Raw genomic sequence first — 12,792 nt, forward strand, 5'->3', positions numbered from 1 at the left:
GGATTTATTCTATCGTGATTTTGACATCATCCGTCATAGGTCGGGACACACAGCAAAGCACATAACCAGCAGCTTTTTCCTTTTCGCTCAGGCCGGCATCTTCATCCATTTTCACCTCTCCACTGAGCAGTCTACCTCTACAGGCTGTACAGAGTCCGCTTTGGCAGCTATAGGGCATATTGATTCCCTGATCCAGCCCTGCTTCCAATACGGTCTTATCTGGAGTCACAGTCACGTCAAACTCCTCTCCCTCCACCTGAATCTTGACATCTCGGGTCAAAACACCCGAATTGATCCCTGCCAATGCATTGTCATGGGCCAGCTGGGCAGAGGCTGAGAAAAAGCTCTCATGGTGAACTCTGTCCTCAGGAACTCCAATATCTTGCAAGACAGATTTGGCTGTCTCCATGATCCCATCCGGTCCGCAGAGAAAATAGATTTCCTCATAGCGCTGCTCGTATTCCGCATTGCTGACATACTCCCGGAAAGTATCCGCATTGAGACGTCCCTTCGGCCCAGTCCATTCACCGGACGGCTGACTGAGGTTGTGGATGATTTTAAGCCGATCAGGATTGCCTTTTTGAAGCATTTCCAAAGGCTTTTTGAAAATAATCTGCTCCTCATTTCTGCTGGAATAGATCAAGGTAATGATGGAGTTGGGTTCATTGACCAGAACGGATTTCATGATTCCCATGATCGGAGTGATCCCACTCCCTCCTGCTACCAAAATGAAGTGGCGCTGATTCTTGGAATGAAATTCAGTCGTGAAATTCCCCAGAGGAGTCATGACATTGATCGTCTTACCCGGGAAAATATGATCGTTCAAATGATTGGAAAAAAGTCCTCCTTCTACCCTTTTCACAGCAATCCCTGGAAAAGGATCCACATAGGGAGAGGTGCAAAGACTGTAAGATCTCCTTTGCTCTTTGCCACCCAGATCCATCACCAAAGTCAAAAACTGACCTGGCAGGTATTCCAAAAAAGGCTCTGGCTGCTCAAAATAAATACTGACCGTATCAGGAGTTTCGCGAATTACTTCCCGGACTTTCAGGGGGATGAAGGAGTTTTTCTTCTTTACTTCCTCTTTTTTCTTCTTAAAGAAATTAAACATTTCAATCGGTGATTCTTGGAGTAGGCTGCAAAATTAATCGCTCAGGAATCAGAATCGACCTAATTCCTGAGAAATTCACCAAGAAAACCAGAATTGGACAAAGTAAGTTTGGTTTTGGTCGAATAATCTCATTCACAGGAGCCTATTTTGACCGCAATGAGCTAAATTGCAGCTCAAAATTTTGGAAGCCAATACCCGAAAAAAATAAACAATGGAATTAAATGCACTGACAGCTGTCAGCTCCGTAGATGGAAGATATGCCGGTAAGACGGCACCTTTGAGAGCCTACTTTTCAGAATATGCCCTGATCAAATATCGAGTTCATGTGGAAGTAGAATATTTCATCGCCCTATGTGAGCTACCTCTCCCCCAATTGAAAGATTTCAATTCTGACCTTTTTCAAGATTTGAGGGCCATAGTCGGTAATTTTTCACTGGAGGATGCTCAGACCATCAAGGAAACTGAGAAAGTCACCAACCATGACGTCAAAGCTGTAGAATATTTCTTGAAAGAAAAGTTTGACGGACTGGGTTTGGAGCAGTACAAAGAATTCATCCATTTCGGCTTGACCTCTCAAGATATCAATAACACTTCCACCCCCTTGATGCTCAAGGAAGGTCTGGAAGAAGTGATTTATCCGGCTTTGGAAGCAGTTATCGGAAAACTAAAAATCTACGCTGCAGACTGGAAGAATGTATCGATGCTAGCCAAAACCCACGGACAACCTGCATCTCCTTCCCGCTTGGGCAAGGAAATCGAAGTTTTTATCGTTCGATTGGAAAAGCAGTTAAATCTAGTGAAGCAGGTCCCTTACTCCGCCAAATTCGGTGGAGCTACAGGAAATATGAATGCTCATAATGTGGCTTATCCTGACATCGCCTGGAATGATTTCGCATTCAACTTCGTAGACAATTATTTGGGCTTGGAAAGAAGCTACCCGACTACCCAGATTGAGCATTATGACAACTTGGCAGCGGTATTTGATGGATTGAAGCGTATCAACACAATTTTACTGGATTACTCTAAAGATGTGTGGCAATATGTATCCATGAATTATTTCAAGCAAAAGATCAAAGCCGGTGAAGTAGGCTCGTCTGCCATGCCTCACAAAGTCAACCCGATTGATTTTGAAAATGCAGAAGGGAATTTGGGTATTGCCAATGCTTTGTTGGAGCATTTGGCTGCGAAACTTCCGATTTCAAGACTTCAGCGAGACTTGACCGACAGTACCGTGTTGCGAGTGATAGGAGTTCCTTTGGCTCATATGCTGATTTCTTTGGAATCTCTTCAAAAAGGATTGGGCAAGCTAGAATTGAATCAAGCGGCAATTGATGCGGATTTGGAAGAAAACTGGGCGGTAGTAGCTGAAGCGATTCAGACAATTTTGAGAAGAGAAGGTTTCCCTAAGCCATATGAAGCGCTGAAAGATCTGACCAGAACCAATGAAAAGATTACGCAAAAGTCTATTGCCACTTTCATCGATGGACTTCCTATTTCAGATATCTTGAAAGGTGAATTGAAAGCAATTTCCCCATTCAATTATACCGGGATTTAATTTATTCGCCTCAGTGAGTGTCTCCACTCACTGTTTCTTGAAAGTTGAGTTTGTAACACGAACTAGGCCGAAGAAGACCTTTGAGGATAAGAATTCCTTGAAGGTCTTTTTTTGATACTTTTATCCAAAGTCATTTTAATGAAATCCATTGAAGAATTTTTCGACATACAACCCGAGCCTCAAAAGAGTTGTTTTTTGGCTTTGAGATCTATGATTCTTGAATTTGACTGTCGAGTATCTGAAACTGTAAAGTACGGAATGCCCTGTTTTGTTTTGGATACCAGACCATGGATATACCTGTGGAAGGACAAAAAATCCAAGGAACCTTACATTCTTTTTGTGGATGGCCTTTTGATGAAAAACCCACTCCTAGAATCTGGAGACAGGGCCAAAATGAAGCATTTTCAGCTGGATTCTAAGGAAGATATTCCTTTGGATACAGTGAATGAATTATTGGATGAGGCTCTGACAGTTCGAGCTAATTACTAATCAGTACTTACGCGTGTAAGGCAAAAAAATCTCAGCAATCATGCATCTGGCGCTTCCTCCCCCCAATTTCTCAATGGTTGGAATCTGTGGACTGATGATGGTGGTGTATTTTTCAATGATTTGGATCTGCCCTACGCTCAGCGAGTCATAAGCCGTTTGGGACATGACAGTAAATTTCTCATCTCCATCGTTGCTGAGCTCAAGCATATTTCCTGCAAAGTTGAATTTTTGCCTCGAAGTGATCGGAATTACCTTTTTTCCCGAACTCGTCAGACTTTGCTGCACCTTCAGGCGGTCAGCAGCCTTGGTGATACTTTCCAAACAGACGATCGCCAAGTCAGAACCTACATGCATCATTACATTGGTATGATAGATCGGACAAAGCTTACCAGCGAGTTCCTGCTGCGCTTCAAAACTCATCAAGCGATATCCTAAGAGTTTGGACACATAATCCAAAGGCACAGCATGGGTCCGCTCGGAATAGCAAGCATAGATCACACGGGCCTCATGATCCATGACCATGCTTCCTGTCCCCTCCAAATACTGCCCATCCTGCTCAAAAAAACTCAGATCCAGAATCTCATTAACCTGAAAGCCATCCTCTATCAATTGCTCTATCAGGTCTTTTCTACGCTCAAGCCTCCTATTGGGAGAAAACATGGGGTATAAAATCAACTTACCGTCCGGATGTGTACTAAACCAATTATTGGGGAAAACAGCATCTGTTTTGATAGGTTGATCCGTATCCTCGATCACCCAAACTTTAATTCCCTGATCCCGCAACAGCTTGACAAAACCATCAAATTCTTTTTGAGCCAAAGCCTGTATCTCCTCCACACTTCTTTCGTCCCTGTGCTGATAGAAATTATTTTCGGCAGTCTCTGGATTGAATCCAAAATGAGCCGGGCGCACCATCACAATAGAGGAAGTAGTCTGCATAGATTAGCGTTTGGATGCGTATCGGTATAGTACTGGCACAATATTAAATCGTTTTTCACTAATCGTAAAAAAGCCCTTTCCTGAAGGTGAAAAAGTAATCGCTTCGCCCTGAGGCTCCGGCACATACGGGAGACTGACCGGGTCCTTTGTCATAGCTTCTACAAGCGTCTGCCCCGGTTTTCTTTCCCAATAATAGATGGCAAGGTAATTTTTGATCAAGATTTGATCCCCTGCGACAGACACATCTCCGGCGACAGAGGAAGTGACCGGAAGCTCCAGTTCTTTGTTGAGCTCCAAAGTCTTTCCTTTTCCAAAACTATCCCAGGCTATGCTATAAATGTTGTTTTTCTTATCTCTTTTAGAAAGGATATAAATCTGCTCGTCCCACTCATCTACGATAAGTGTCTCGGCATCTCGGGCTCCTCCAGGATATTCCAACTCCAAGACATCAGGAGCAACTTCCGAAAGCTTTTCAATCCGGTCAGGCTCTGGAATTTTATAGATAAAGATAGACGGATGAATCGCCGCATTATCCCCAATTTCGGCCACGTAGATATAGTTTTTCCCATCGGGTCCTTTAGCTGTAGCGATATCTTCCCAATCTCTGTTTTTTACCCCGAGCAGCTTGATTTTCCCCAGTTCTTTACCCAAAGAATCCAACAGGTATACTGCGGCCTCTCCTCCACTGTCTGTCTGCGCATAGATCAAATTGGGATGTTTTTTTGAGAAAGCTATTCCGCTGATTTCCTCCAAAACAGGATTTCCAACTGTTCCCATCGCCTGCCCCTCTTCAAAATAATCATTGGAAACAGGAAATTCCTGAGCCATCCCTATTTGGGAAAGCATGGAAAACAAAAACACCACTAAAATTCGATTCATCATAATTCCAGTAAAAGTTTAGGAAATGGAGTGAGCCATTGCCAGTCTCCAGTTAAGACATCAAATCTGCAAGTTTGGTTTCACTTAGATCCCGATCAAATTCCATTTTTCCCTATACGGCCTGAGGAGCATTGAATTAGCTGCATCATTATTTTTAAACTCTTCTTTTTTAGCATTCCATTTCAACTCTTCCTGCAGCTGATAGGAGATCATCGCCAAATGCATCGGCATCACCATTTGTCTGGCATATTCCAGATGAGACTCAGGCTGCGTTCTTGCTTTGACTGCATCTATGAAATTTTGCTGATGCCCTGGCGACCGGGTGATAGTTTGAGGAATTTCAGGAATATCCTCCATCACCTTTCCGTCTATCCTAATTTCTCTCTTGCTATAGTCACAGATCAAAGTTCCTTTCGTTCCTTCGAAATAGGCACCTATGCTCTGCCCGATTTCTCCCGGCACATCAGGCCTGACAGAACTCCAGTGTAAATCCAATTTTTTAAAATTCATATCCACATTGATCCACTTGGGAGTATCTCCCACACCATCTGACTCCTCTCCTCTCGCATGAATCTTTTTGAGTCCTTCTGGCTCCAGGGACCACCAGACCACGTCCGCTATATGACACCAAAAATCCTGGAAAACCCCACCAGAATATTCCATAAAGTAGCGATAGGTGAAGTGACATTTCTCAGGAGCGTAATCAGCCAAAGGTGCCGGACCTAGCCACATATCCCAATCCAAATTGGATGGAGGAGCTTGATAGTTGAGCTTTTCAATCAAAGGGGGTTCGCCAGTCTTCCAAAGTCTCACTGTTTTGATCTTACCCAGTACGCCGGATTTCACTATTTCAGCCACACGGTGATAATTGTCCCCCGCATGAATTTGGGTTCCCAATTGAAAAACCCTTCCCGTTTCCTGCTGGGATTTCTGCATCCATAGCCCCTCCTTTTGAGAATAAGACAGCGGTTTTTCTCCATAGACGTCCTTTCCGGCCTGAAATGCTAAAATCGCAATTTGCGCATGCCAATGATCTGGAGTGGCAATGGTCACAGCATCGATGTCATCCCTCTCCAAAATACGCCTGAAATCCTGGTAAACCTGAGCTTTGGAATCAGGATGTATTTCTTTCAATTTTGCCAAAGCCTCCGAAGCTCTGAGGGTATCCACATCGCATAGTGCGACTATTTCAGCTTCCGGCAGATTGGCAAACCAACGGAGATGGTTGAGTCCCATGCCACCTAAACCGATGTGAGCGATCCGTACTCTATCGGAAGGAGCCGCCTTTAATCCTTGAAAAGGTAAAAATTGAACGCCCAATGCTGCGAGAGAGGAATATTTGAGAAAAGTTCTGCGGTTAAAATTTGAGTTCATGCTGATAGATTAGGATGAGTTGAAGTCTAGCTTTGAAATTAGCAATTCCAAAATGAAATGACTTGCCACTCAAGGAAAGTAACAGAACGGTACTATTGCCTAGTTAATGGAAGTGAATTCATCCATTCGACAGTTCAGGTTCCATTCTATTTTGGTGCAGATTTAGCAAAAAGCCCTCAAGTAGCAAGAATGGACGGGTGATCATGAATTATCAGACATTTATGCTAAAAAATAAGTCCCTGAGATAGAAGAGGAAAAGTGACCTGACAGTAAAAAAAGAAAGATTTTTAAGGCACATGTTTGGAAAAAATCAAAGACCCTTCTACATTTGCATCACGTTAATCAAACGCGGTTAGCGAAAGACATAAACTCCTCCTTAGCTCAGCTGGTTAGAGCACATGACTGTTAATCATGGGGTCCTTGGTTCGAGCCCAAGAGGGGGAGCATAAGCCACTCAGAAATGAGTGGCTTTTTTCGTTTTTAGAACACTCTTGCATTTACAAACTTCCCCAATTCGCTTTTCCTAAATCATTTTGGTATTATTAGTCTTCAAGACTTCTCCAGATGCACTTCGTCAGTTCCAGTATTTATTACAAAGCCAAAAGCCTTGCAATCAATGAAGGAATGCCTATACAACTTTTTGAAAACCATCTAGCCCAGCGGGAAATCCAACAGCAGTCCAAACACCTTCCCATTCAACTGCTCTATGAAATTTACGAATGGGCCAGCCAAAACCTCGCTTCCGGATTCAGCATTCGTCAAGGCAAACAACTTAATTCTGATGATTATGGTACCTTGGGACTTTCTTGGAAAACCTGCTGGCAAGCCAAGGATGTTTTTGACCGACTGGAGCGATTTATGATTCTTATTACCGATCAGGGTCGGGTCATGCAGCAGGAGGAAAAAGGCCAAACCACCATCCTACTCGATCGCAAAAGTCCCCGTTTGGGAATCGAAGTGGCCAACGAAGTTTCCTTTATCATGCTTCTGGGCATTTTGAAAGAGGTAAGTGGAATAGAAATCAAACCTGTCAAAATCACCTTTCAACATTCCAAAAGAGCTTCCAATGCAACTTTCGGAGAATTAGAGTTTCCTGTACTTTTTGATGCTCCTCACAACTCTATGACTTTTCACACCCAATCTCTGGAAACCAAAACCATCAAAGCTGACAAAAGCATCCATCAGTACCTGGTCGATCGGATGACTGAGGAAAAGGATGGGTTGACAAGTAACAAAAATCAACTGATCCTCCAAATTCAAAATCTGCTCACAGAAGCTTTACCCAGTGGAATTCCAAGCATGATTCAGGTTTCGGAACATCTCCGCCTGAGTCCCAGAACACTCAAACGAAGACTAGCCGACAACCAATTGACTTTTCGTGAGATGGTCCAAAACATTCAACAGGAGATCTCCACCGAACTTCTGAAAAACACTTCCCTTACCATGGCTGAGATTGCCTTTCAAACAGGATTTTCGGAGCAAAGTGCTTTCAACCGAGCTTTCAAAAGATGGACAGATCAATCGCCTCAAGAGTTTAGAAAATCCTTCTGAAACAAATTGGCCTCAAGTGTCAATTTTTTGGCCCAAAGCGTCAAGCCTAGCCTTTTTCATCCCAGTATTTTTACTCCTGTCATTCATCAACAACAGGATTATGAAAAAGATAAACGATTTTCGACTCATTGGATTTCTGTATCTGCTAGTGATTATTCTTGCCGGATTTAGCCAGGGATATGTCAGGACAAATCTTCACATAGACGGAGACCCTCTGGCTACAGCTACCAAAATCTTAGAAAACGAAAACCTCTTTAGACTGGGTTTGCTCGCCGATCTAACTGCATTTATTCTGGACGCAGTTATCTCCGTCTTACTCTACCAATTGCTAAAACCTTATGGTAAAACCTTGGCATTGATCTCGTCTTCGCTTCGGATTTTGGCACATCCAGCCATAGGCACAATCAACTTACTCAACCACTACATGGCACTGCACGTTCTCCAAAACAGTGATATTCTTAACAGTTTTGAAGCAAGTCAGATAGAAGCGTTCAGCTACCTATTCATAGATGCTCACACCTATGGCTATTTGTTGGCAGGCGGGTTTTTCGGAGTACATTGTGCCTTATTGGGAATTCAACTTTATAAATCTGGGCTTCTTCCTAAAATCCTGGGTATCTTGATGGGGATAGCAGCCATCGGATATCTCATGGAAACTTTTGGAAACTTCCTATTCCCCGGCAATGAATACTGGCTGGCTTGGACAGTGGGAATCGCAGCAGCATTGGGAGAAGTAGAGCTTGCACTTTACCTCCTGATCAAAGGAAAAAAGAAATCGTCCTCCACCACTCCATCTCTACAGATATGAAAGCCATCGTAAACAAATCCTATGGCCCTCCATCTACTTTGCAACTCATGGAAGTCCCCAAACCAGAGCCCAAAGACAATGAAGTTTTGGTAAGAGTATTGGCGGCCTCACTCAACAAGGCGGATTTATTTATCCTAAGTGGGTCTCCTTTTCCAGTCAGGCTGATGGCCGGACTATTCAAGCCTTCCATTCAAATTTTGGGCGCTGATGTAGCAGGTATCATTGAAAGGGTGGGTAGCAAAGTCAGCCAGTTTCAGGTTGGGGATGCAGTTTTCGGAGATCTTTCCAGCTCTGGATTCGGAGGCTTCTCCGAATATGCGGTAGCTGAAGAATCTTTATTTGCCAAAAAACCATCCAACCTAAGTTTTGAAGAAGCGGCCTCCTTGCCCATGGCAGCAGTCACAGCCCTGCAGGGTTTAAGAAATACCGGGTCAATTGCCGCTGGAGAATCCATCTTGATCAATGGCGCATCGGGCGGAGTGGGCAATTATGCTATTCAAATCGCCAAGGCTTTCGGAGCTAATGTCACGGCAGTTTGCAGTACCAAAAACAGGGAAATAGCCAAAAAATCTGGGGCCGATAAGGTAATCGATTACAGTTTGATTGATTTCACCCAAACGGAAGAAAAGTACGACCTGATCTTGGATATGGTAGCAAATAAATCCATTCATGAAATCACCAAAATTTTGAGAAAAAATGGAAGATACATTGCCTGTGCTTTTTCTGCTGAGGCTATGATCACGGGTCCTTGGATCTCATTGTTGGAGAGAAAAAAGGTGAAAAACTTTCTTGCCAAGACCAATCAGGCAGATTTGCAATTTATCGCAAAGCTTGCCGAGGAGAGCAAACTTACCCCCAATATCCAACAAACTTTTACCCTGGACGATGTGCCTGAAGCTATGGAAATGTTAGGCAAAAGTGGAATTTCAGGGAAATTGGTCATTACTATTTAACCCAAAAAAGATGCGACTAAAAGGAAAAACAGCTTTGATAACAGGAGCAGCAAGAGGAATTGGCTTAGCCACAGCCCAACTATTTATCGAAGAAGGCGCACAGGTAATTCTATCAGACATCAATGATGCGGATGGGCTAGCCACAAGCAAAAGTTTAGGCAAAAATGCTCATTACTTTCATCTCGATGTAGGCAATGAAAATGACTGGAAACTGGCTCAAGAGTTTATTTCAAGCAATTTTGGACGCTTGGACATCTTGGTAAACAATGCCGGAATCACGGGATTTTTAGAGACAAAAGGCCCTTGGGATGCGGAATCCGTGGACTTGGACTCTTGGAATGAAGTTCATCGGGTCAATAGCACCGGAGTTATGCTTGGCTGTAAAACCGCTATCGGCTTGATGAAGGACAAGGGAGGCAGCATCGTCAATATATCGTCCAGAAGCGGAATAGTCGGTATTCCAGCAGCTGTGGCCTATGCATCAAGCAAGGCTGCCGTTCGCAATCATACCAAAAGCGTAGCGCTTCACTGCACCTCAAAAGGATACAAAATCCGTTGCAATAGCATCCACCCTGCGGCCATCATGACTCCCATGTGGGAAAGTATGTTGGGCGAGGGTCCCCAGCGTATGAAAATGATCGCAGAAGTGGAAGCTGGAATTCCGATGGGGCATTTTGGAGAACCAATCGATGTAGCCTATGGAGCGGTTTACCTTGCCAGTGATGAAAGTAAGTACCTTACAGGAATCGAACTGACGATAGATGGAGGGATCTTGGCAGGTAGCGATGCCAAACCGGAAAGCAAATAAGCAATATCCCACTCTGAATTATTTGCTAGCCAAACCAAATTCGTCTTTAATTTGGAGTGAAAATCAATTCACCTTTTTATCATGAATACCTTCACCCTCCTTTTCGCCCTTTTTCTCGTCAGCATGCTAGCTTGGGTCATTTATAGATCCAAAGTCAAAAAAAGCGGCTTGGAGGTACCGGAAGTTTTCCCTGAGACTTGGAGAAAGTTTTTGCTGGACAAGGTCCAGTTTTATCAAGAGCTCAATGAAACAGATCGACTACTTTTTGAAAGTGACGTTCAAAAATTTCTCAAGCGTATCAAAATCACGGGAATCAAAACCACCGTTTCCGATGAAGATCGCCTGTTGGTAGCGAGCAGTGCAGTCATACCAATTTTCAGATTTCCAGAATGGGAATACAAAACGCTCGTAGAAGTATTGCTCTATCCGGATCTTTTTACGGAAGAATTTAATTTTTCGGAGGGAGAAAGGAATATTGCAGGAATGGCTGGAAGCGGAGGAATGATGAGCAACCTGGTCATTTTTTCCAAACCTGCCCTATGGCAAGGATTTGAAAATAAAACAGACAAGCACAATGTGGGAATTCATGAATTTGTACATCTCTTTGACAAGCAAGACGGAGAAGTAGATGGCATTCCATCCATTTTCATGAAGCATCAGTTCGTCCTGCCTTGGATGCAATTGATCAAAACGAACAGCGAAGAAATGCTGGCTGGAAAAAGTGATATCTACGTCTATGGAGCTACCAATCCGCAGGAGTTTCTGGCTGTGACGAGTGAATATTTCTTTGAGCAACCTGCATTATTCAAAGAAAAGCACCCTGAACTCTACAAGGTACTTTCGGATGTTTTTAATACTGATTTGGCTTAAATTCCTGTACAATGTACCAAGTCTTTCAGCTTTCAAACTTTACATTTCTGATTTCCTAAGCTCCTCAAATTCTCAAATCGCTCCTCTGGAGCTCTTGTCTACACAAATCAAATTTTCTACAGTCAAGTCGCTGCTCTGCAGTTCTTTTTTAGCTTTCTGAATTTAGAATTTAGATTTCCTGATCACTGATCACTGCGACTGCTTACTGAGTTTAAGCTTTCTAACTTCACCCTACGGATTTCTCGACCAAGGCTTCTTCTCCAGCGATCTTATCCACCACCAAGGCAATCGCTCCATCTCCAGTCACGTTACAAGCTGTGCCGAAGCTATCCATCGCGATATACAAGGCGATCATCAAACCGATCATTTCTTCATTGAAACCCAGCATAGCCTGAAGCACTCCAATTGCCGCCATGATTGCACCTCCAGGAACTCCAGGAGCCGCTACCATCGCTATCCCCAGCATGAAGATAAAGCCTGCAAACATCATAAAATCAAAAGGCATTTCATTCAAAATCATCAAAGCCATGGCACATGCCGTGATCTTCATGATACTGCCGGAAAGGTGGATTGTCGCACAAAGAGGAATGACAAACCCTGCAACTTTTACCGAAACACCATTTTTCTCAGCTTGCTCCAATGTCACCGGAATCGTTGCTGCTGAAGACTGGGTTCCCAAAGCTGTAAAATAGGCTGGAAGCATATTCAACAGGAGCTTCACAGGGTTTTTCTTCACGATAGTTCCAGCGATCACATACTGCAACAGCAGCAAGAGAATATGCAAGCCGAAAATGACTCCAATGATATTGAGGAAAACAGATAGAATCTGAAAAACCTCCCCACTGTAGGCCATACTGGCAAAAATCCCTAAGATAAAGAGCGGCAAAAGTGGAATAATTACCTTTTCAATCACCTGCATGATGATGGTTTGAAAGTCACTCACAACCAGTTTCAGAGTAGATTTTTCTTGATATGCCAAGCCCAATCCAATCACAAATGCCAATACCAAAGCAGACATCACATCAATCACTGCTGGAATTTCGATTGAGAAAAAGGGCGTGAGTTCTTTGGTGTTTTCTGCGATTTCCGTGGTGGAATTGATATGCTCTGCCAAGAGGCCTGGGAAAATATTGGAGGCCGTAAAAAAGGTCATAAACCCCGAAAACAAGGTAGATCCATAAGCTATGACCGCAGTCAACAGGAGCATTTTTCCCGCTTCCTTTCCCAAATCAGAGATGGCAGGCATGATCAATCCCATGATGATCAGCGGAATGGCAAAGCTCAGAAATTGCCCAAAAAAGGCATTGAAAGTAGCAAAGATTTTATTGAACCACTCCGGCATATAAAGCCCAAAGACAATCCCCAGAACTATGGCTATAAAAACTTTAAATAAAAGACTGGTAAGTATTTTTTTCATAAATCAGCGCAATGGAATAAAAAAGGTGAAACACCTTT

General features: G+C 43.4%; 12 protein-coding genes and 1 tRNA gene. 8 read left to right on the forward strand and 5 right to left on the reverse strand.

Translation table 11 applies throughout. The features are described from left to right. Positions 1 to 4: 4 nt before the first annotated feature. Positions 5 to 1,111, reverse strand: coding sequence for a ferredoxin--NADP reductase (locus G460_RS0107480; protein WP_026954770.1), 1,107 nt, complete (start codon positions 1,109 to 1,111; stop codon positions 5 to 7). A gap of 211 nt (positions 1,112 to 1,322) precedes the next feature. On the opposite strand from G460_RS0107480, the gene purB reads away from it, so the two are divergent. Both purB and G460_RS0107500 read left to right on the forward strand, forming a co-directional pair. Next, positions 1,323 to 2,666: an adenylosuccinate lyase gene (purB, locus tag G460_RS0107490; RefSeq protein ID WP_026954772.1), complete on the forward strand. Its 1,344-nt coding sequence runs from the start codon at positions 1,323 to 1,325 to the stop codon at positions 2,664 to 2,666. A gap of 138 nt (positions 2,667 to 2,804) precedes the next feature. Next, positions 2,805 to 3,155 (forward strand): DUF1801 domain-containing protein, encoded by a 351-nt coding sequence (locus G460_RS0107500; protein ID WP_026954773.1) that lies wholly within the window; start codon positions 2,805 to 2,807, stop codon positions 3,153 to 3,155. On the opposite strand, the gene ctlX is transcribed toward G460_RS0107500, so the two are convergent. The 3 genes from ctlX to G460_RS0107515 form a co-directional block, all read right to left on the reverse strand. Further along, positions 3,156 to 4,094: a citrulline utilization hydrolase CtlX gene (gene ctlX, locus G460_RS0107505; RefSeq protein WP_026954774.1), complete on the reverse strand. Its 939-nt coding sequence runs from the start codon at positions 4,092 to 4,094 to the stop codon at positions 3,156 to 3,158. 3 nt (positions 4,095 to 4,097) lie between these two features. After that, positions 4,098 to 4,976, reverse strand: coding sequence for a hypothetical protein (locus tag G460_RS0107510; protein ID WP_051315963.1), 879 nt, complete (start codon positions 4,974 to 4,976; stop codon positions 4,098 to 4,100). An 81-nt stretch (positions 4,977 to 5,057) separates the two neighbouring features. Continuing rightward, positions 5,058 to 6,347, reverse strand: a complete 1,290-nt coding sequence (locus G460_RS0107515) for a Gfo/Idh/MocA family protein (protein ID WP_026954776.1) — start codon at positions 6,345 to 6,347, stop codon at positions 5,058 to 5,060. A 370-nt stretch (positions 6,348 to 6,717) separates the two neighbouring features. Here G460_RS0107515 and G460_RS0107520 point away from each other — a divergent pair. The 6 genes from G460_RS0107520 (at position 6,718) to G460_RS0107550 (ending at position 11,337) form a co-directional block, all read left to right on the forward strand. Continuing rightward, positions 6,718 to 6,791, forward strand: a tRNA-Asn gene (locus G460_RS0107520). A 180-nt stretch (positions 6,792 to 6,971) separates the two neighbouring features. After that, positions 6,972 to 7,898, forward strand: a complete 927-nt coding sequence (locus tag G460_RS0107530; RefSeq protein ID WP_169817503.1) for an AraC family transcriptional regulator — start codon at positions 6,972 to 6,974, stop codon at positions 7,896 to 7,898. A 100-nt stretch (positions 7,899 to 7,998) separates the two neighbouring features. Further along, on the forward strand, positions 7,999 to 8,706 hold the full coding sequence (locus tag G460_RS21615) for a DUF4386 domain-containing protein (protein ID WP_035464090.1): 708 nt from the start codon (positions 7,999 to 8,001) through the stop codon (positions 8,704 to 8,706). Continuing rightward, on the forward strand, positions 8,703 to 9,659 hold the full coding sequence (locus tag G460_RS0107540; RefSeq protein WP_026954778.1) for an NAD(P)-dependent alcohol dehydrogenase: 957 nt from the start codon (positions 8,703 to 8,705) through the stop codon (positions 9,657 to 9,659). Before G460_RS21615 ends, G460_RS0107540 begins: the two co-directional genes overlap by 4 nt. A 10-nt stretch (positions 9,660 to 9,669) precedes the next feature. Continuing rightward, the gene (locus tag G460_RS0107545) at positions 9,670 to 10,467 is read left to right on the forward strand and encodes an SDR family oxidoreductase (protein WP_026954779.1); all 798 of its coding nucleotides are present in this window, start codon (positions 9,670 to 9,672) and stop codon (positions 10,465 to 10,467) included. 81 nt (positions 10,468 to 10,548) lie between these two features. Beyond that, entirely contained in the window at positions 10,549 to 11,337 is a 789-nt protein-coding gene (locus G460_RS0107550) for a M90 family metallopeptidase (RefSeq protein WP_026954780.1), read from the forward strand. 226 nt (positions 11,338 to 11,563) lie between these two features. On the opposite strand, the gene G460_RS0107560 is transcribed toward G460_RS0107550, so the two are convergent. Next, entirely contained in the window at positions 11,564 to 12,754 is a 1,191-nt protein-coding gene (locus G460_RS0107560; RefSeq protein ID WP_026954782.1) for a dicarboxylate/amino acid:cation symporter, read from the reverse strand. Between the last annotated feature and the right edge of the window lie 38 nt (positions 12,755 to 12,792).

This window comes from Algoriphagus vanfongensis DSM 17529 (assembly GCF_000429465.1).
Classification (GTDB): domain Bacteria; phylum Bacteroidota; class Bacteroidia; order Cytophagales; family Cyclobacteriaceae; genus Algoriphagus; species Algoriphagus vanfongensis.